A 19765-nucleotide genomic window follows, 5' to 3' on the forward strand; every position below is an offset into this window, starting at 1 on the left:
TGGGGCCAGGGGCCCCATCCATTTTTGTGGACTCATGAAAAAATTTGGTTGGATAGCCAGCGGCTGGGCCTGTGCCCTGCTGCTGGTTTTGCCCGTTCTGGCACTGCTGTTTTCTGCGCTCTCGGCGGATGGGGATCTGTTCGTCCATCTGGCCGATACCGTTCTCTCCACCTACCTCGTCAATACCCTGCTGCTGGTGCTGGGCGTCGTCTCGCTCAGCCTGCTGTTCGGGGTACCGACCGCCTGGCTGGTCGCCATGTGCCAGGTGCCGGGTCGCCGGGCCTTGCAGTGGGCGCTGATGCTGCCCATGGCCATGCCTTCCTACATCGTTGCCTACGTCTATACGGACTTGTTTGATTACTCCGGTCCGGTGCAGGCGGGGCTACGCACCCTGTTCGACTGGCAGGGGCCTGGCGACTACTGGTTCCCGGCTATCCGCTCCCTCGGCGGGGCTGCCTGGGTGTTGGCCCTGGTGTTGTTCCCCTATGTCTATCTGCTGGCGCGAGCCTCCTTCCTGGAGCAGTCGGTCAGCCTGATCCACTCCAGTCGGCTGCTCGGCAGTTCGCCCTGGCAGAGTTTTCGCCGCATCAGTCTGCCCCTGGCCAGACCCGCCATCATGGTGGCCGTCTCCCTGGTGGCCATGGAGACCCTGGCTGACTTTGCGACCGTGCATTTCTTTGCCATCAATACCCTGACCACCGCCGTTTATGATACCTGGCTCGGCTATGGCAGCCTGGCCACGGCGGCCAAGCTCTCCTGCCTGATGCTGCTGGCGGTCGTCTTGCTGATCGCCTTTGAGCGCCGTTCCCGGAGTCGTCAGCAGGTCTTCCAGAAATCCATGGGCCATGAGCCGCCGCTGCGCTACCCGCTCAAGGGAGGGCTGCGCTGGTTGGCCGGGCTCTGGTGCTGGGGCCTGGTACTGGCCGGTTTTGCCTTGCCATTCGCCATACTGCTCGACTATGGGGTGCGCTATTTTGCACTGTCATGGACTCCGGAGTTTGCGCGCTTCGCCGGCAACAGCCTGCTCATCTCGGCCCTGACGGCGCTGCTTGCCATGGGGGTGGCCCTGCTGCTCGGTTTCTTCCGCCGTCTCGATGGCGGGATCAAGAGTCTGATCCCGCTGCGTCTTGCCGCCCTGGGCTATGCCATGCCGGGGACAGTGCTGGCCATCGGTGTGCTGGTGCCACTCACGGCCCTGGATTTTGGCATCAACGATCTGGCCGAGTGGCTTGGGCTTCAGGGGCCAGGCCTGCTGCTGACCGGCACGCTCACCGCCATCGTGTTCGGCTATCTGGTGCGTTTCGTCGCCATTGCCATCGGTTCGGTGGAGAGCAGCCTCGGCAAGGTCTCCCCCAGTCTCGACATGGCGGCCCGCTCCCTGGGGCAGGGGGCGGGCGGTATGCTCAGACGGGTGCATTTGCCCCTGGTGCGACGGGGCCTGTTCGCCGGCGCCATGCTGGTATTTATCGAATCCATGAAGGAGCTGCCCGCCGCCCTGCTGCTGCGGCCGTTCAACTTCGAGACCCTGGCGACCCATGTCTATCAGTTCGTCTCGGACGAGATGCTGGAGCGCGGGGCGCTTGGCGCCATCGTCATCGTACTGGTGGGCTTGCTGCCGCTCATCTGGGTCAACCGCAGCCTGGATAGCCAGGGCCATTGAGCCAATTTGAATGAGGTGCCCTGGCCACTCTCACACAAGAGGATTTGAGTCGTGTCTTGCTTGCAAATAGAGAAAGTGAGCTGCCGTTATAACGGTCATAACGTGTTGGAGCAGCTCTCCTTGTCAGTGGCTGACAACGAGATAGTTTGCTTGCTGGGGGCCAGTGGCTGCGGCAAGACCACGCTGCTCAAGGCCATCGCCGGCCTGCTGCCCCTGACAGAGGGCGAGATCCGGCTCGGGGAGCATCTGCTGGAGGGCCCTGGGGTGAGCGTTCCTCCCGAGGCGCGCAACATCGGCATGATCTTTCAGGATTACGCCCTCTTTCCCCATCTGACCGTGGCCGAGAACATCGGCTTCGGCCTGGGAAGGCAAGCGCGCAGCGAGCGCCGCCAGACCGTGGAGGAGTCGCTCCAGCTGGTGAACCTGCAAGGGCTGGGAGAACGCTACCCTCATCAACTCTCCGGCGGCCAGCAACAGCGTGTCGCCATCGCCCGGGCGCTGGTGTGCAAGCCGCGTCTCATGCTGCTCGACGAGCCCTTCTCCAACATTGATACCCAGGTGAGGATGAAGCTTATTCTCGAGATCCGTGCCTTGCTCAAGGGGCAGGGGATAGGGGCCGTTTTTGTCAGTCACAGCAAGGAGGAGGCGTTTGCCTTCGCCGATCGGCTGGCGCTGTTTCGTGCCGGTCACATCGAGCAGGTGGGCGAGCCGGAGCAGCTCTATCGTCGCCCGCAGAATCCCTTCGTGGCCGAGTTCCTCGGTGGCGTCAACTACCTGGCCGCCGAGGTGGTGGATGCCGATAGCGTACAGACCGCCATTGGCCTGATCCGCGGTAGCGAGCCCCATGGGCTGGCCCAGGGGGAGCGGCGTCAACTCATGCTCAGACCCCAGCAGCTGCAGCTTATTGGGGATGAAGAGGGGCCGCTCAGGGTGGTGGAACAGCAGTTTCTCGGCCATCACTGCCGGGTGCAGCTGGCCTGTGGCGAGTTGACACTGGAGGCCAGTATCAGCGAACCCCTGATCCCCGCGCAGGCCAGGGTGCAGGTGGCGCCACACCCTCTGGTACTGTTCGCGCTCTGATGAGCCAGGGTGCCGGGTCACATCAAGGATCCCATCGGCCATTGCTTTATAATCAGGCGACTTTATGATCGACCAATGCTCACACATGGGAGAGATGAATGAATGCCCAAACCGGGATCTGCGCAGAGCCTAACCTGCATGCCCTCTATCTGATGTTCAACCGGGTCGGTGACAGTGCCGAATTGGTTCGCCGCCTCGCCAAGGTGCCAACGCTGTGGCAATCCGTCACCGCCGATTTTCCGGACGCCGGCTTCTCTGGTCTGCTGGCGGTAGGATCCGAAGCCTGGGATGGTCTCTATCCCATGGCGCGCCCTCCCCAGTTTCGCAGTTTCCTGGCCCAGGAGGCCAATGGCCAGCAGGCGCCCCATACCCCCTTCGATCTCTTCGTGCAACTGCGCGCCGACCGGGTCGATGTGCTGCATCATGCCGGTCAACGGCTGATGGCGCTGCTGGGTGGTCAGGTTGAGCTGGTGGAAGAGGTGCGGGGTTTCCGCAATCAGGATTGCCGTGACTTGACCGGTTTCGTCGATGGCACCGAGAATCCTCAGGATGAACACAAGGGAGAAGTGGCGCTGCTGGCCGGTGGCGAGTTTGCGGGCGGCTCTTATGTCCATGTGCAGCGTTGGCTGCATGCCATGAGCGACTGGGAGCGGCTGTCACTCAAAGAGCAAGAGGACATCATAGGCCGCACCAAGGTCGACAACCTGGAGTATGAGTCTGCCGCCAAACCGCTCACGGCTCATATAAAGAGGGTCAATCTCAAGACGCCCAAGGGGGAGTCCATGGAGATCCTGCGCCAGAGCATGCCCTGGGGCACCATGCGTGAGCAGGGGCTCTACTTCATCTCCTGTTGCCGCACCCCGCTGCACTTCAATGCTATGCTGGCCAGCATGTACAAGGGCGAGGGTGGCCACTTCGATCACCTGCTGCGCTTCACCCGTGCCGTGACTGGGGCTGCCTTCTTCGCCCCCTCGGTCGAGTTCCTGCAGGGCCAGGGACAATAAGCCCATCGAGGAGCATGCCGGCAAGGCATGAACAAAAATCCCGGCCGAGGCCGGGATTTTTCGTTCCATTGTTCGTTCAGGGAGCCCAGCCGTAGCGGAGCCTGCCGGATTACGGGGTCTGTTCGAACAGCTCGAGGGCGGAGAGGTATAGCTCTTCGATATCGGTATCGCTGGTCGGGGTGATGAAGATGGTGTCATCCCCGGCGATGGTGCCGAGGATCCCTTCGGCCTTGCCGAGGGAGTCGAGCAGGCGGGCGATCAGCTGGGCGGCACCGGGGCTGGTGTGGATGACCACCAGAGCGCCGTTGTGGTCGACATCCAGTACCAGGTTCTTGAGGGGGCTGGAGGTGGTGGGCACGCCGAGTTCGACCGGCAGGCAGTAGACCATCTCCATCTTGGCATTGCGGGTGCGAACGGCGCCGAAACGGCTCAGCATGCGCGATACCTTGGACTGGTTGATGTTTTCAAAACCCATCTCTTGCAGGGCCGTGACTATCTCTGCCTGGGAGCCAAATCTTTCTTCTTTCAGCAAGGCTTTAAAGGCCTTCGCCAGTTTTTCTTGCTTGTCGTTATGCTTCATCTTGGACTCACGAATGAGGGAGGGTGGCGGCCTGTGGTACGCAGGCGGCAGCTGTTCAGCATGGCCATTTTGCATTCATATGCCTTTTTTGGCAAGGAACTGCGGTTTGTACTGCATATCGATGCAAGTTTAGCTTGCATATACCCATGTTGAGATTAAAATCAGGACGAAATTTTGAAAACTTATTCAATCGGGTTGTATGGGTATTGAATTAAACGCTATCGACAAGTCCTGGCACAAACAGCAGGTTCTGCAACAGGTCTCCTTTTGCACCAATCCCGGCGAGACCTTGGTATTGCTGGGCCCAAGCGGTGCGGGCAAGAGCTCGTTGCTGCGCATGCTCAACCTGCTCGACACCCCGGATGCTGGTACTTTGCGCATCGGCAAGAGTGAATTTTCTTTCCCGTCGACCCTCTCCAAGGGGGACTTTGCCCGCGAAGCCCAGGCGCTGCGTCGCAAAGTCGGCATGGTGTTCCAGCAATACAACCTCTGGCCCCATCTCACCGTGCTGGAAAACCTCATCGAGGCGCCCATCAAGGTGCTCGGCATGGGCAAGCAGGCGGCCATCGACAAGGCCGGCTACCTGCTGACCCAGTTGCAGCTCGCCGACAAGCGCGATGCCTGGCCGGCCCGGCTCTCCGGTGGCCAGCAGCAGCGTGTGGCCATCGCCCGTACCCTGATGATGGACCCCGAGGTCCTGCTGTTTGATGAGCCGACGGCGGCGCTGGATCCCGAGATAACCAAGGAGGTCGCCCAGATCATTCGTGGTCTCGCAAAGACCGGGATCACCCAGGTGGTGGTGACCCACGAGGTCGATTTCGCCCGCAAGGTGGCCAGCCAGGTGATCTACCTGGAGCGGGGTCAGATTGTGGAATCCGGCTCCGCCGAGATCTTCACCTCACCCCGAACCCGTCGTTTTGCCGAGTTTCTGAATCACTGAATCCCTTCATTTTGACAAGGACAATCACATGAAAAAGAGCATATTGCTGGCCGTGGCCATGGGACTGCTGAGCACGACCGTTGTGGCCAAAGAGATCAAATTTGTCACCGAGGCAACGTATGCCCCGTTCGAGTATCTGGATGACAAGAACGAGTTTCAGGGCTTCGACATCGACTTGGCCCGCGCCATCTGCGCGCAGGCCAAGCTGGAGTGCAGCTTCCATAACCAGGCGTTTGACAGCCTGATCCCCAGCCTCAAGTTCCATCGCTTCGATGCCGCCATCGCCGCCATGGACGTGACCCCGGAGCGTGCCGCCCAGGTCGATTTCTCCGACATTTATTACGAGAACTCCGCCGTATTCGTGGCCAAGAAGGATGCCTTCAAGGGCCCGGAAGAGCTGGTCGACAAGACGGTCGGCGTCCAGAACGGCAGTTCCCATCAGTCCTATTTGGTGGATAACTGGGTCAGCAAGGGCCTGCTCACCGTGCCTTACGCCAGCTATCAGAGCGCCTTCCTCGACATGATGAACGGTCGTACCGATGCCGTCTTTGCCGATACCGCCGTGGCCGCCGATTGGCTCAAACAGCACAAAGAGTATGTGGTGATGGGCAAGCCTGTGACCGATGCCAAGTACTTCGGCACGGGTTTTGGCATCGCCGTAGCCAAAGGCAATAAAGAGCTGCTGGCTCAGCTGAACAAGGGGCTGGCCGAGATCAAGGCCAATGGCACCTATCAGCAGATCTTTGACAAGTACTTCGCGCAGTAAGCCATGCTGAGTCTGCTGCTCGACGCAACCTGGATGACCCTGGGGCTGGCCCTGGCCTCTCTGGTTGGGGGTATGGTGCTGGCGCTGGCATTCAGCGCGGCTGAACTCAGCGGCAAGCCCTGGCTCGGCTGGCCCGTTGCCACCCTCACCACCCTGATCCGCGGCCTGCCCGAGCTGCTGGTGGTGCTGTTCATCTACTTTGGCTCGACCCAGGTGCTGTTCCTCATCACCGGGGAGTATGTGGAGTTCAGCCCCTTCGCTTGTGGTGTGCTGGCACTCTCTCTGTTGTTTGCCAGCTATGCCTGCCAGACCCTGCGCGGCGCCCTCAATGCGGTGCCGACTGGTCAGCGGCAGGCCGCCGAGGCGCTGGGATTGGGACGGGGGCGGACCTTCTTTCGCATCGTGCTGCCTCAGGCCTGGCGTCACGCCCTGCCCGGGTTGGGCAATCAGTGGCTGGTGCTGCTCAAGGATACCGCCCTGGTCTCCCTCATCGGGGTGAACGAGATGATGCGTCAGGCACAGATGGCGTCGGCCAGTACCTACCAGCCCTTCACCTGGTATGCCACGGCGGCCCTCATCTATTTGGCGATCAGCCTGGTCAGTGAATTCGGGCTCAAGCAGGCGTCCCGTTATAGCCGGCGCTACGGAGGTTAGGGATGCAAGACTATCTGATGACTCTGCTCGGTGGACTTGGTACCACCTTGCAGCTGACCGCCCTGAGCCTGCTGCTCGGGGTTGCCATGGCGGCCCTGATGACCTGGGTGTTGGAGCGCCGTATCCCGCTGGCGACTCAGCTGGTGCAACTGTGGGTGCTGGTGTTCACCGGTACCCCTCTGCTGATCCAGATTTTCCTTATCTATTACGGGCCCGGCCAGTTCGAGTGGCTCAAGAGCGGGCCACTCTGGCCCCTGCTCAAGCAACCCTGGTTCTGCGCCGTGTTGGCCCTTGGCTTCAATACGGCCGCCTATTCGACCCGCCTGTTCAAGGGGGCGTTGGAGGCGATTCCGGCGGGGGAGGTGGAAGCCTGTCGCGCCCTGGGTTTCACGCCGGGTCAAACTCTGTGGATGAAGGTGCGTCACGCCGCCCGTCGCCTGGTTCCTGCCTACTCCAACGAGGTGATCCTGGTCCTCAAGGGGAGCTCCCTTGCCAGCACCATCACCATCATGGATATCATGGGGCTGGCCCAGCGTCTCAATGCCCAGACCTATGACACCCTGGTGGTGTTTACCGTGGCGGGGGCCCTCTACCTCTGCATGAATGGTTTGTTAACAATTGGCTTTCGCTGGTGCGAGCGCCGAGCCCTGGCTTTCCAAGGCTAAACACCAGATATTGACCCTCTGATGGAAGGAGAAACACAGAAAATCTGTGCTTCTCCTTCCACTTTTCACATTTCCCCCCCGCTTTCGGCGCGGGCTGTTCCGTAGCTCACAGAACCTGTTATCGCAACTGTTATCAGATTGTTTTTTAGGGGGGGATCCTTTAAGGTTGGGCGCACAACAAGAAACAACCTTAAACCTGCTTAAACATGGAGTTGATCATGAAAGTTGCCGTTCTGGGTGCCGCCGGTGGGATAGGCCAAGCCCTTGCCCTGTTGCTGAAGAATCGCCTGCCTGCTGGTTCCGAATTGAGCCTGTATGACATTGCCCCCGTGACCCCGGGTGTTGCCGTCGATCTGAGCCACATCCCGACTGACGTGAAAGTAAAAGGATTTTGTGGCGAAGACCCGAGCCCGGCTCTGGTTGGCGCCGATGTCGTGCTGATCTCCGCCGGTGTGGCGCGCAAGCCCGGCATGGATCGCTCCGATCTGTTCAACATCAACGCCGGTATCGTCAAGAACCTGGTCGAGAAGTGTGCCGCATCCTGCCCGCAGGCGCTGATCGGCATCATCACCAACCCGGTCAATACCACGGTCGCCATCGCCGCCGAAGTGTTGAAGAAAGCCGGTGTCTATGACAAGCGTCGCCTGTTCGGGATCACCACCCTGGATGTGATCCGTGCCGAGACCTTCGTGGCCGAGGCCAAGGGGCTGAACGTTGATAAAGTACGCGTCAACGTCATTGGCGGCCACAGCGGCGTGACCATCTTGCCGCTGCTGTCCCAGATTGAGGGTGCCAACTTCTCTGCCGAGGAAGTGGCTGCCATGACCAAGCGCATCCAGAATGCCGGTACCGAAGTGGTTGAAGCCAAAGCCGGTGGCGGTTCAGCGACCCTCTCCATGGGTCAGGCGGCTTGCCGCTTCGGCCTCTCCCTCATCAAGGGTCTGCAGGGCGAAGCCAACGTCATCGAGTGCGCCTACGTGGAAGGCAATGGCGAGCACGCCAGCTTCTTCGCACAACCCATACTGCTGGGCAAGCACGGCGTCGAGACCATACTGGACTACGGCAAGCTGAGTTCCTTCGAGCAGGACGCGATGGATGGCATGCTGGCCACCCTGAAAGCCGACATCCAGCTGGGTGTCGACTTCGTCAAGTAAGACGCATGACGGTTGAAAAGGGGAGCTCAGGCTCCCCTTTTGTCATCCTGGCGGCGGCCATTTTCCATCCGGATTTCATCCTGACTTAAGGGATTGCCCCTGTGGCCGATACAGGAGAGCAGCAGGAGAACCCATGATGAACCTCTTCCCCCTCATTATCTTTACGTGTTTGCTGGCCGCTCAGGCTGATGCAGAACCCATTGACACCGGTGCGGCCGATCCCATGTTGGCGGCCGCATCTGTATCTGCGCCGGTGCCTGAACCAGTCAAGGGGGCGGTGCAGCCTGCCGAGATCGCCGCGGCATCCAACCCAGGGTTGCCGGCCACCCAGGCCAAGGCCGCCACGCCATCCGCTCTGCCCGGTGCGGGCCTGCCCCAGTGGCCGACACCCGCAGGCCAGGTATCGGCTGCGCCCGCTACTCTGGTCGAAGTGGTGGATCCTGCGGTCCAGCTGCCCCCGGTCTCGGTGGCACCCCTGCAGGTTGTCCCCCTCTATCGTCAGGACGAGCTGCTCGACTGGATTGAACAGGGCCGTCACCTCAAACAGGTCAAGCAGGACAGGTGCCAGTTGACTCAGGACATAGAGGCGCGGGCCAATGTGATGAAGATCCCTTCCTACCAGTTTCTGTGGGGGGACATGCTGGCCTGGGGCGTGTGCGTGAAGCCCGATGCCGAGCAGGGGGTCAAGTACCTGTGGGCTGCGGCGGATCAAGGCCTGGCGCCCGCGCTGGAACAACTGGGCCGCTACTACTGGAAGGGGATATTGGTGCAGAAGGATCTGCTGCGTGCCGAGACCCTGATGCGGGAGGCGGCGAGCCAGGGTCTGCTCAAGGCGCAGTTGGAGTGGGTCGAAATGTTGCTGGCGGGACTCGGCAGCCCTCTCGATTATGAAGAAGCCTACCATTTGCTGCACGGGGCCGTGATTGGCGACAAGGCGCTCCATGGTCGGGCGGCCAGCCTGCTGTCGCGTCTTGCCGGTCGCATGCCCGCCAATGCCGTGGCGCGGGCCAAGGCCATGGGTTGACGCCTTTTTCCCAGTGATGAGAAGAGGGCCCCTGTTTGCAGCAGGGGCCCTCTTGTTATGGGGAGGTCAGCCGCCGTGCCGTGCAGGCTGTTTCCCCTTCATTGGTATGGATAGCCGGTTGTTATAGATCTTGATGAGGGCCAAATACTTCGTAATGAAGGCGCTCGCCACTCACCCCGAGGGCCAGCAACTGCTGCTTGATACTGGCCATGAAGGGCAGGGGGCCACAGCAGTAGTAGTGCGCGTCAACGGGCAACAGGTCCTGCACCTGCGCCAATACCATGGTGCCGGTGAAGTCATAGTCTTCCCCCTGTTGATCCTGCTCGGTCGGGACGCGATACCAGACCCGGCTGAGCAGTCGCTCATGTTGGCGAGACTTGGTGTGAATATCCTGTTTGAAGCCATGCAGCGCGCCCTGCTCGCAGGCGTGGAGCCAGCGGATGTCGGCGCCATGACCCATCGCCAGCAGCTGATTGAGCATGCTGAGCATGGGAGTCTGGCCCACACCGGCCGAGATGAGCACCACGGCCTGATCGGGCCTGGCCGTCAGTACGAAGTCCCCCGCCGGCGGCATCACCTCCAATCGATCCCCTTGCTGCAGTTTGTCATGGAGCAGATTGGAGACTTGTCCCCGGGACTCACGTTTGACGCTGATGCGGTAACTGCGCCCGTTGGGCGCATCGGAGAGGGAATATTGGCGGATCTCCTGATAGCTCAGGTCAGGGTGCGCCAGCTTGAGGCTGAGGTATTGACCTGGCTGGAAGTCGAGGACGGGCAGCCCATCGACAGGCGTCAGGACAAAGGAGGTGATGGTGTCGCTCTCGGCTTGCTTGTGTGTGATGACGAAGGGGCGGCCCCCTTGCCAGCCACCGGGCTGCTCGGCCTTCTCCTGGTAGATCTCGCTCTCCCGGCCGATGAAGATATTGGCCAGCACCCCGTAAGCCTTGCCCCAGGCGGTCAGTATCTCCTCGGTGACCGCTTCACCGCCCAATTCTTTGAGGGTGGCCAGCAGATGACTACCCACAATGTGATATTGTGCTGGCTGGATCAGGAAACCCGTGTGTTTGTGAGCAATGCGTTCCACGGCGCCAGCGAGGGCACCCAGGTTGTCGATGTTTCGGGCATAGGCCGCCACGGCATTGAACAGTGCCAGCGGTTGGCCGCCACTGCGCTGATGAGCCAGGTTGAATACATCCTTGAGTTCGGGGTTATCGCGAAACATGCGCTGGTAAAAGTGCTCGGTCAGGGCAGGCCCGGCCGATTCGAGCAGGGGAATGGTGCTTTTGATGACGGCGATGGTGGCTTGATCTAACATAGGACCTCTCTAATTGAGCATTCAGAATGTCATTTTATAAGTGGCATCCTAGATGTTTATTTGATGAGGATCAATCCTCCCTCTTTCGCTTTGCGCTAAACAGGCATTATGAGACTGACAAGTTATACGGATTTTGGATTAAGAGCCTTGCTCTATCTGGCAACGCTGCCGGAGGGTGAGTTGTCGAGTGTCGCCAAGGTATCTGCCTTGTATGGCGTCTCCCGCAACCACATGGTGAAGGTGGTCAATCAGCTGGTGAAACTGGGCTATCTGCAATCCCAGCGGGGCAAACATGGCGGCATACGGCTGGCCTGTGCCCCCGATACCATCAACATCGGTCAGGTGATCCGCGAGCTGGAAGGGAACCTGGATGGCATCGACTGTCATTCGCCCGTCTGCCACATCATCTCGGTTTGCCTGCTCAAGGGGGCGTTGAAGGATGCCATGAATGCTTTCTTGGCCGTGATGGATGGCTATAGCCTGCAGGACTTACTGGCCAACCGCGACGAGTTGGAGCAGGTGTTCGGCCAGTTGATCCCGACCCTCAACATCCCCGCCGACGATAACGACTTCTGAGTCGCTCTCCAGTATGAAGAAGGGCTGCCCGCAGGCAGCCCTTCTTCATACTGGCAGTCAGGGCGCGGCTGGCATCAGTCGTCGTCATCCTCGTCCGATGCGGTGCTGCGGTAAAACTGCGGCATGATGCGCGCCATGGTGACCATGTTCTGCTCTACCTCGAGGATCTCGATGGGATAACCCGCCAGCCTTATGCTGATGTTGGGCTGGGGGATCTCTTCGAGATACTCCAGGATGACGCCGTTGAGGGTGCGGGGGCCGTCGGTCGGCAGGTGCCAGTTCATCTCCTTGTTGAGCTCGCGGATGCTGACCGAGCCCTCGACCAGGAAGGAGCCGTCTGGCTGAGGGTGGACTTCGTCACTCGGCGTGGGCGTCATGGAGGTGGTGAAGTCACCGACAATCTCCTCGAGTATGTCGTCCAGGGTGATCAATCCCTGGATGTCGCCATATTCGTCGACGATGAGGCCGATCCGCTCCTTGTTGCGCTGGAACTTGGCAAGCTGGACATTGAGAGGAGTCCCCTCAGGGATGAAATAGATCTCCTTGACCGCCCGCAGCAGGCTCGATTTGTTGAACTGATCCTTGGCAATGAGGCGCAGGGCGTCGCGGGCATGCAGGAAACCGACCGCATCATCTATGCTGCCCCGGTAGAGCAGGATCTTGGTGTGGGCGCAGTGCACCAGCTGACGGAGTATGGTTTTCCAGTCGTCATTGATATCGATGGCATAGATCTCGTTGCGCGGCACCATGATGTTCTCCACCGTCATCTTGTCGAGATCCAGGATGCTGAGCAGCATGTCCTGGTGACGTTGGGGGATCATGCTGCCCGCCTCGTTGACTATGGTACGCAGCTCCTCCGTGTTGAGGGAGTCGCGCTGCTTGGGAGCAATCTTGAGCAGCTTGAGCAGGCTGCTGGTGATGCCATTGATCAGCCAGACGAAGGGGTAGAGGGGCACCATCAGCCCCTTAAGGATCCAGGACGCCGGATAAGCAATCTTCTCCGGGTACATGGCCGCCAGGGTCTTGGGCGTCACTTCGCCGAAGATCAGCACCACTATGGTCAGGCCGAACGTGGCAATGGCTACCCCGAAGTCACCAAATAGCCGGATACAGACGATGGTGGCGATGGCCGATGCCAGGATGTTGACCAGGTTGTTGCCGATGAGAATGAGGCCGATGAGGCGATCCGGACGCGCCAGCAAGCGCTCTACCCGACGGGCAGCCTTGTGCTTGGTCTGTGCCAGATGGCGCAACTTGTAACGGTTGATCGACATCAGGCCGGTTTCGGAACTCGAGAAAAATGCGGATAGTAAGATCAGAATAACGAGAACAATCAATAACGTGCTCGTTGATATGCTGTCCAAAAAGGGCTCCTAACAGGTGCTGGTTTATGAGTGATTCAGTTGAGCAGAACTTCTTTGACGAAGCGGCTGCCAAAATAGGCGAGGGTCAGTATTGCTGAGCCGACGAGGCTCAGACTGATGACCCGGCGGCCGCGCCAGCCACGGGTATGATGACCCCAGAGCAGAAACGCATAGACGCACCAGGCCAGAATGGAGAGCACTGCCTTGTGGGACTTGCCCTGGGCGAACATGTCTTCCAGGAAGAAGAGGCCGGAGGCGATGGAGAGGGTGAGCAGGAACAGACCGGCGGAGATGAGCTGGAACAGCCGTTTCTCCACCGTCATCAGTGGCGGCATGGCCGGCAGCTGGCTGAGCTTGCGGGACTTGAGCTGGCGGTCGAGGCAGGCCAGCTGCAAGGCAAACAGGCAGGCTATCATCAGCACCGAATAGGCCATCAGCGCCAGGCCGATGTGCAGCAGCAACTGGGGATGGGCTTCCAGATGGGTGATGTAGCGACTCGGGATCAGGGCGCTTGCCGTGAGCAGCAGCGCGGAAAAACCATAGACTACGGGCAGCAGGATCCAGCCGTTGAAGCGGCGAGCGGCGCAGGTCATGAAGGTACTGATGATGAGGCTCACCAGCGAGGCCACGTTCAACATGCTGAGATTCTGGCCCGAGTTGGTCTGAGTCACCTCGGCACCCAGGGTGATGCCGTGGGCGAGCAGGGCGAACGCCACGCAGGCGAACAGCTTGTGCTGCCCCGCAGGCTTGTCGCTCAGCAACAGATGCAGAGAGGCGATGATGGCCAGCAGGTAAAACGCCAGGGCCAGAACAGAGATCACGATCATAACCAGGTCGTTGTTGAACAAGCAGTTAGGTGAACAAGAGAGGCAGTATACCCTGCGGGTGAGGTGCTCGCCAGTTGTGCAATCGGCAATCTGCCCATATATAGGGAGCAGGTCGTCGCAGTCGCTGCGGCGAATAATCGTCCTCAGGCAATGGCTGAGGTATAATGCCGCCATTTACCATGCCAAGAACCGGAAAGCGTCATGTTTGAGAATTTGACAGAACGACTCTCGCGCACCCTGCGCAACGTCAGTGGCCGTGGGCGACTGACCGAAGAGAACATCAAAGAGACTCTGCGCGAGGTGCGCATGGCGCTGCTCGAAGCGGACGTGGCGCTGCCCGTGGTGCGCGATTTCGTGGCGCGGGTCAAAGAGAGAGCCGTTGGCCAGGAAGTGGCCAAGTCCCTGAGCCCGGGCCAGGCCTTCATCAAGATAGTGCATGGGGAGCTGGTCTCCGTCATGGGCGAGGCCAACGAGCAGCTCAACCTGGCTGCCCAGCCGCCAGCCATCATATTGATGGCCGGTCTGCAGGGCGCCGGTAAAACCACGACAGTGGCCAAGCTCGCCAAGCTCCTGAAAGAGCGCAGCAAGAAAAAGGTACTGGTGGTCAGTGCGGACGTCTATCGCCCCGCCGCCATCAAGCAGTTGGAGACCCTGGCCGGGGACGTCGGCGTCGACTTCTTCCCGAGCGACGCGACCCAGAAGCCGCTGGCCATTGCCACTGCCGCCATCGATCAGGCCCGCAAAAAATTCTATGACGTGGTGATCGTGGATACCGCCGGTCGCCTGCACGTCGACGGCGCCATGATGGACGAGATCCGGGATCTCCATGCCAGCATCAAGCCGGTTGAGACCCTGTTCGTGGTCGATGCCATGACCGGTCAGGATGCCGCCAATACGGCCAAGGCGTTCAATGAGGCGCTGCCGCTGACCGGCGTCATCCTCACCAAGGCCGATGGCGATGCCCGTGGTGGTGCCGCGCTGTCCGTGCGTCACATCACCGGCAAGCCGGTCAAGTTCATCGGCATGGGGGAGAAGATCGACGCGCTCGAGCCCTTCCACCCCGATCGTCTGGCGTCGCGCATTCTTGGCATGGGCGATGTGCTCTCCCTCATCGAGGAGGTGGAACGCACCGTCGACAAAGAGAAAGCGGCCAAGCTGGCCAGCAAGGTCAAGAGTGGCAAGGGCTTCGATCTGGAGGACTTTCGCGAGCAGCTGGCCCAGATGCGCAACATGGGCGGCATGATGGGCATGCTCGACAAGCTGCCGGGCATGTCTGGTCTGCCGGACAACGTGAAAGATCAGATGGATGACAAGCTCACCATTCGCATGGAGGCCATCATCAGCTCCATGACCCCGAAGGAGCGAGCTCATCCCGATCTCATCAAGGGATCCCGCAAGCGCCGCATCGCCGCAGGCTCTGGCATGCAGGTGCAGGACGTGAACAAGCTGCTCAAGCAGTTCACCGAGATGCAGCGCATGATGAAGAAGATGTCCGGCAAGGGCGGCATGCGCAAGATGATGGGCCAGATGAAGAACATGCTGCCGCCGGGCTTCGGTGGCGGTGGCCGCGGCCCCTTCTAATCGGTATCATCCCCTCTGTTGCAAGAGGCTCCTCTCGAGGGAGCCTCTTTTGTCTGCAAGCTGCGCAAAAATTGGCTGGTTCAGTTGCAATTAGCATGAATTCAAGTAGTATTACGCGGCTTATTTTAAGCTAGGGTTCGCGTGTTTGCGGGCCCTGTTCATTAGATGTTAATGAGGACGATATGGTAACCATTCGTTTACAACGTGGTGGCGCGAAAAAGCGTCCGTTTTACCAGGTAGTAGTTGCTGACAGCCGTAACGCCCGTGACGGTCGTTTCATCGAGCGTGTTGGTTTCTTCAACCCGGTTGCTTCTGGTTCCGCTGACAAGCTGAATCTGGACCTGGCTCGTATCGAGCATTGGGTTGGTACTGGTGCCACTGTTTCTGACCGTGTTGCCAAGCTGATCAAAGACGCTGCTAAAGCTGCTTAATCAGTCAAACGGTAGGGAGTTAAGGTGGATAAACCTATAGTTCTGGGCACCCTGGGTACCGTCTACGGCATCAAGGGCTGGCTGAAAGTGAACTCCTTCACCGATGTTGCCGAAGCGATTTTCGATTACAAACCCTGGCTGATCAATCAGAACGGGGTGTGGCGTGAACTCAAGGTTTCGGCCTGGAAGCGTCACAACAAGGGTCTGATCTGCAAACTCGATGGTATCGATGTGCGCGAGGATGCCCTGGCATTGACCAATGTCGAGATTGGCGTACCCGCCGATCAGTTGCCGAGTCTGCCCGATGGTGAGTTCTACTGGCGCGACCTCATAGGTTGTGCAGTAAAGACCACCACAGGATATGACCTTGGCAAGGTGACCGAATTGATGGAAACCGGCTCCAACGATGTGTTGGTGGTTGAGGCTAATGTAAAAGATGCCTTTGGCGCAAAGGAGCGGTTGATTCCGTTCCTGGAAGAGCAGGTGGTCAAGCATATTGACCTGACTGCTCGTACAATCGAAGTTGATTGGGATCCTGGTTTCTAGTTTCCCGCGGTAACAGAGTATCGGAGGTTTCTTATGTGGATTGGGGTGATTAGCCTCTTCCCGGAAATGTTCCGAGCCATTACCGAACACGGGGTAACGGGTCGGGCCGTCAAGAGTGGCCTGCTGCAGATTGAGTGCTGGAACCCCCGGGACTTTACCCACGACAAACACCGTACGGTCGATGATCGTCCTTATGGTGGTGGGCCCGGCATGTTAATGATGGTTCAGCCGCTGCGTGATGCGATTCATGCAGCCAAGCAAGCGGCGGGAGACGGGGCGAAAGTCATCTATCTCTCCCCTCAGGGACGCAAGCTGACTCAAGCGGGCGTAACCGAGCTGGCAAGGGATCAGAAGCTTATTCTGATCGCAGGTCGATACGAAGGTGTCGATGAGCGCGTGATACAAACCGAAGTCGACGAAGAGTGGTCTATCGGCGATTACGTGCTAAGTGGTGGCGAGTTGCCTGCCATGACCCTGATCGATGCGGTTTCGCGTCTGGTTCCAGGGGTATTGGGGGATCAGGCCAGTGCCGAGCAGGACTCCTTTACGGATGGCTTGCTGGATCATCCCCACTACACTCGGCCAGAGGTGTTGGATGGATTGGCGGTGCCGGAGGCGCTGACAAGCGGCAATCACGAAGTGATTCGACGCTGGCGGCTCAAGCAATCGCTCGGACGAACCTGGCAACGTAGGCCGGAACTTATTAACAACCTAGCTCTGACTGACGAGCAAGAGTCACTTCTTGCCGAGTATGTCCGCGAAGTGCGTGACAACGTTTAGTAGAGTTTTCAGTTTATCCTAGGTAAGGAAAGACAATGAGCAAGATTATTCAGCAGCTTGAACAAGAGCAACTGCGTAGCGACATCCCGGCTTTTGCCCAGGGCGATACCGTACGTGTTCAAGTGCGTGTTAAAGAAGGTGGCAAAGAGCGTCTGCAGGCTTTCGAAGGCATCGTTATTGCCAAGCGTAACCGCGGTCTGCACTCTGCTTTCACCGTTCGCAAGATCTCCAACGGCGAAGGTGTTGAGCGTGTATTCCAGACTCACTCTCCGCTGATCCACAGTGTAGAACTGAAGCGTCGTGGTGATGTTCGCCGCGCCAAACTGTACTACCTGCGCAACCTGTCCGGCAAAGCTGCTCGTATCAAAGAGAAGCTCAACTAATTCGATTCGAATTGGTGTCGATTTATCGACGGATAGTGAAAAGGCTCGCCAATGGCGAGCCTTTTTTGTTGCTGGGGTGCGGCCTAGGCGCTGACTCGCACCACCGAGTTGTCACGCCCGAACGGGCCTGGCACATAGGCATCCGCCGCCCAGTCGTTGTCGTAGCGGCTCTCTCCATCGGAGTGAACCAGCTGATAACAGTACTCGAAGTGGCTGGGGCCATCGGTGGGCAGGTTGAGGGTCGCCTTGAACTCGCCGCTTTTCATGCGCTTGAGCTCGATCGGTTGCCACTGGTTGAACTCCCCCAGCAGTAACACCTGCTCAGCCCCCTCTGCGGCGGCTTTCTCCACTTCGAAGGTGACCTTGACTTCCGGACGGGACTTGAGGAACTGCTTGTTGATAGGCATGACGCCTCCTTGTCATTGGCTATGAAGAAACCAGGCTGGTTATTTTTATACCAATTCATGACAAGACGATAGATAAAGTCTCATTCGGGCAAGGCGAAATGGCGCATCAGCAGGGCGTGGGTGAAGGGGATCTTGAGATAGAAGCCCCTGGGCAGGGTCATGATCGGCTGGCCAGCTCTACCAATGGCGCGGGTCAGTGCCTTGTTGTTGGCGGCCTTGGGGCGCAGTTGCATCACTTGGCCGTGACGGGCGCTGATCTGTTCGACCTCTCCCAGCACTATCATGTCCATCAGCTCCTCCCAGTCCTGGCGCAGCAAGGCATCCTCCTCGGCACTGGGGATCCACAACAACGGCATGCCAACTCGGCGCTCTCCTATCGGGATATCGCGACTGCCTTCGACCGGGATCCAGAGCACCCGGGAGAGCTTGTTGCGCACATTCGATGCCTCCCAGTGCTGGCCACTGATGCCAACCAGCGGCGCCACGCAGACGAAGGTCGTTTCCAGCGGCTTGCCTCTGGGATCCACCGGTATTGTCTTGAGCTCTATGCCCAGTTCGGGGAAATCCTGCTCCGGTCTGCTGCCAGCACTGGCGCCCAACTGCCACTCGATGAGTTGACCTACCCAGCCCTTGTCCCGACGCAGATCCCGGGGCACCTTGATGCCGGCCTCAGCTGCCAGTTGGGCCAGGGTGAACCCGGCGATGGCATGAGCACGGGTCAGCAGCTCCTGCTCTGACTGGGGTGGCATGGGCATAGGCATAGCTTCTCCTGTGGTTGAAAGGGTTGGGATCCGCGCCCCAGATCTGGATCTGCTGATTTTATCAGCAGTGGGCTGAACGGGAAAAGTGGGGGACTCTTAATGGGACGCTGCTACTTATCACCATGATTTTAAATGATTTTGATGAGGAAATCTGGCTTTGTTGTTATCAGGATCCTCAGGCCTTGAACTTGTCCAAGGGTTTGCCCTGCTTGTTACACATAGTTATCCACAGAAAACTTGGATAACTGATCCCCATGGGGATCAGTTCCCACTTTGGGAGAAAAAAAATGTGATCTGACCGCTTTTTCAGCCGGGATCCTGATGAGAAAGAGCTCAGGCCTTGTGGATAATTTCCTCTTGATGGATCTTTGAGCACCCAGACTTGTTCACAATCTGGATCCGGGATCCTGAGGCGATAAAGTCATGGATCTTGATCCAGTTGTTTATGGTTATTTATATGTATTTAAAGAAGTTATTCTTAACTGTTCCAAGGTGGATATGACTGTTCGTTCGGGATCTCGTTTGCTAGTATGTGGGGGTATACCCGTTTGCTCACAGTGTTATACACAGTTAGCGTGAGCAACTCCTGGATGAGGATCCCTGAGTTTGTTTATAACTTGGGTTGAAATTGAAAGTTATTCATGATTCGCGGGATGTAACCGCCGTTTGCTGCCAAGGGGTGAATGTGGAACAATCTCCTTATAGATTCAGCCTTTATAAGGTGATCACGTGATAGATGGTGACGGGTTTCGTCCCAATGTCGGCATCGTGATCTGTAACCGCGAAGGACAAGTTCTGTGGGCTAAGCGCTATGGACAGCACTCCTGGCAGTTTCCCCAGGGGGGAGTGGATGAGGGTGAGACACCAGAGCAGGCCATGTTTCGGGAATTGTATGAGGAGATTGGCCTCAAGCCCGAGGATGTGACCATACTGGCTATCAGCCGTAACTGGCTCAAATATCGCTTACCCAAACGTCTTGTCCGTTGGGACAGTTCACCGGTCTGTGTTGGCCAAAAACAGAAATGGTTTCTGCTGCAGTTGAATGCTGGTTGCGAGTCGCACATTCAATTTGGCTGTTATGGTCATCCTGAGTTTGATGACTGGCGCTGGGTCAGTTTCTGGTATCCGGTGCGGCAGGTCGTCTCCTTTAAACGGGAGGTGTATCGCAGGGTGATGAAGGAGTTTGCTCCGCTGGCTATGCCAGTGGTGCAGCAGGTGAGTAACAAGAAGGAAGGACGGCGCCACCGTTCTCGCTAAGGAGCAGAGT

At 58.7% G+C, this 19765-nt stretch carries 22 protein-coding genes; 16 read left to right on the forward strand and 6 right to left on the reverse strand.

What is annotated here, in order from left to right; translation table 11 throughout:
- The first annotated feature begins 34 nt into the window (after positions 1-34).
- The 3 genes from M2367_RS13660 to M2367_RS13670 all read left to right on the forward strand — a co-directional run bounded on the left by M2367_RS13660 (position 35) and on the right by M2367_RS13670 (position 3744).
- Positions 35-1660, forward strand: a complete 1626-nt coding sequence (locus tag M2367_RS13660) for an iron ABC transporter permease (RefSeq protein WP_259237000.1) — start codon at positions 35-37, stop codon at positions 1658-1660.
- Between the two features lie 51 nt (positions 1661-1711).
- A complete protein-coding gene (locus M2367_RS13665; RefSeq protein ID WP_259237001.1) occupies positions 1712-2740 on the forward strand; it encodes an ABC transporter ATP-binding protein in 1029 nt (342 codons plus the stop codon).
- A gap of 98 nt (positions 2741-2838) precedes the next feature.
- Positions 2839-3744 carry a Dyp-type peroxidase gene (locus M2367_RS13670; RefSeq protein WP_259237003.1) on the forward strand — a complete coding sequence of 302 codons (906 nt, stop codon included), beginning with the start codon at positions 2839-2841 and terminating at the stop codon, positions 3742-3744.
- A gap of 109 nt (positions 3745-3853) precedes the next feature.
- Here M2367_RS13670 and argR read toward each other — a convergent pair whose 3' ends face one another.
- Positions 3854-4324, reverse strand: a complete 471-nt coding sequence (gene argR / locus M2367_RS13675; RefSeq protein ID WP_005308670.1) for a transcriptional regulator ArgR — start codon at positions 4322-4324, stop codon at positions 3854-3856.
- Positions 4325-4523: 199 nt separating this feature from the next.
- Between argR and M2367_RS13680 the strand changes: the two genes are divergently transcribed.
- From M2367_RS13680 to M2367_RS20410, 6 genes are all read left to right on the forward strand, one after another.
- Positions 4524-5264: an ATP-binding cassette domain-containing protein gene (locus tag M2367_RS13680; RefSeq protein ID WP_042044220.1), complete on the forward strand. Its 741-nt coding sequence runs from the start codon at positions 4524-4526 to the stop codon at positions 5262-5264.
- A gap of 28 nt (positions 5265-5292) precedes the next feature.
- Positions 5293-6030, forward strand: a complete 738-nt coding sequence (locus M2367_RS13685) for a transporter substrate-binding domain-containing protein (protein WP_042044219.1) — start codon at positions 5293-5295, stop codon at positions 6028-6030.
- 3 nt (positions 6031-6033) lie between these two features.
- Positions 6034-6684, forward strand: coding sequence for an arginine ABC transporter permease ArtQ (gene artQ, locus M2367_RS13690; protein WP_224431317.1), 651 nt, complete (start codon positions 6034-6036; stop codon positions 6682-6684).
- 2 nt (positions 6685-6686) lie between these two features.
- Positions 6687-7349 carry an arginine ABC transporter permease ArtM gene (gene artM, locus M2367_RS13695; RefSeq protein ID WP_259237004.1) on the forward strand — a complete coding sequence of 221 codons (663 nt, stop codon included), beginning with the start codon at positions 6687-6689 and terminating at the stop codon, positions 7347-7349.
- A gap of 218 nt (positions 7350-7567) precedes the next feature.
- Entirely contained in the window at positions 7568-8503 is a 936-nt protein-coding gene (gene mdh, locus M2367_RS13700) for a malate dehydrogenase (RefSeq protein WP_259237005.1), read from the forward strand.
- A 475-nt stretch (positions 8504-8978) separates the two neighbouring features.
- The gene (locus M2367_RS20410) at positions 8979-9527 is read left to right on the forward strand and encodes a tetratricopeptide repeat protein (RefSeq protein WP_198135322.1); all 549 of its coding nucleotides are present in this window, start codon (positions 8979-8981) and stop codon (positions 9525-9527) included.
- Between the two features lie 121 nt (positions 9528-9648).
- Here M2367_RS20410 and hmpA read toward each other — a convergent pair whose 3' ends face one another.
- Entirely contained in the window at positions 9649-10842 is a 1194-nt protein-coding gene (gene hmpA, locus M2367_RS13710; RefSeq protein ID WP_259237007.1) for an NO-inducible flavohemoprotein, read from the reverse strand.
- 108 nt (positions 10843-10950) lie between these two features.
- Between hmpA and M2367_RS13715 the strand changes: the two genes are divergently transcribed.
- On the forward strand, positions 10951-11418 hold the full coding sequence (locus M2367_RS13715; protein WP_042044214.1) for an Rrf2 family transcriptional regulator: 468 nt from the start codon (positions 10951-10953) through the stop codon (positions 11416-11418).
- 74 nt (positions 11419-11492) lie between these two features.
- Here the strand turns inward: M2367_RS13715 and M2367_RS13720 are convergent, their stop codons facing one another.
- Positions 11493-12782, reverse strand: coding sequence for an HlyC/CorC family transporter (locus M2367_RS13720; RefSeq protein WP_042044212.1), 1290 nt, complete (start codon positions 12780-12782; stop codon positions 11493-11495).
- Positions 12783-12817: 35 nt separating this feature from the next.
- Positions 12818-13609 carry an inner membrane protein YpjD gene (locus tag M2367_RS13725; RefSeq protein WP_259237008.1) on the reverse strand — a complete coding sequence of 264 codons (792 nt, stop codon included), beginning with the start codon at positions 13607-13609 and terminating at the stop codon, positions 12818-12820.
- Positions 13610-13810: 201 nt separating this feature from the next.
- On the opposite strand from M2367_RS13725, the gene ffh reads away from it, so the two are divergent.
- From ffh to rplS, 5 genes are all read left to right on the forward strand, one after another.
- Positions 13811-15190: a signal recognition particle protein gene (ffh, locus tag M2367_RS13730; protein WP_042044211.1), complete on the forward strand. Its 1380-nt coding sequence runs from the start codon at positions 13811-13813 to the stop codon at positions 15188-15190.
- A 182-nt stretch (positions 15191-15372) separates the two neighbouring features.
- Positions 15373-15621: a 30S ribosomal protein S16 gene (rpsP, locus tag M2367_RS13735; protein ID WP_005892422.1), complete on the forward strand. Its 249-nt coding sequence runs from the start codon at positions 15373-15375 to the stop codon at positions 15619-15621.
- 24 nt (positions 15622-15645) lie between these two features.
- On the forward strand, positions 15646-16167 hold the full coding sequence (gene rimM / locus M2367_RS13740; RefSeq protein WP_224431314.1) for a ribosome maturation factor RimM: 522 nt from the start codon (positions 15646-15648) through the stop codon (positions 16165-16167).
- A 33-nt stretch (positions 16168-16200) separates the two neighbouring features.
- Positions 16201-16947 (forward strand): tRNA (guanosine(37)-N1)-methyltransferase TrmD, encoded by a 747-nt coding sequence (trmD, locus tag M2367_RS13745; protein ID WP_042044209.1) that lies wholly within the window; start codon positions 16201-16203, stop codon positions 16945-16947.
- A 35-nt stretch (positions 16948-16982) separates the two neighbouring features.
- Positions 16983-17330: a 50S ribosomal protein L19 gene (gene rplS / locus M2367_RS13750; protein WP_005892418.1), complete on the forward strand. Its 348-nt coding sequence runs from the start codon at positions 16983-16985 to the stop codon at positions 17328-17330.
- Positions 17331-17413: 83 nt separating this feature from the next.
- Here the strand turns inward: rplS and M2367_RS13755 are convergent, their stop codons facing one another.
- Both M2367_RS13755 and mutH read right to left on the reverse strand, forming a co-directional pair.
- Complete coding sequence (locus M2367_RS13755) at positions 17414-17737, reverse strand: isoamylase early set domain-containing protein (RefSeq protein ID WP_042044208.1); 324 nt, start codon at positions 17735-17737, stop codon at positions 17414-17416.
- Positions 17738-17817: 80 nt separating this feature from the next.
- Positions 17818-18492 carry a DNA mismatch repair endonuclease MutH gene (mutH, locus tag M2367_RS13760; protein ID WP_259237060.1) on the reverse strand — a complete coding sequence of 225 codons (675 nt, stop codon included), beginning with the start codon at positions 18490-18492 and terminating at the stop codon, positions 17818-17820.
- 735 nt (positions 18493-19227) lie between these two features.
- Here mutH and rppH point away from each other — a divergent pair.
- Complete coding sequence (gene rppH, locus M2367_RS13765) at positions 19228-19755, forward strand: RNA pyrophosphohydrolase (RefSeq protein WP_084218272.1); 528 nt, start codon at positions 19228-19230, stop codon at positions 19753-19755.
- Positions 19756-19765 lie beyond the last annotated feature (10 nt).

Origin of the sequence: Aeromonas sp. BIGb0445 (genome assembly GCF_024809075.1) — a bacterium.
GTDB lineage: Bacteria > Pseudomonadota > Gammaproteobacteria > Enterobacterales > Aeromonadaceae > Aeromonas > Aeromonas rivuli.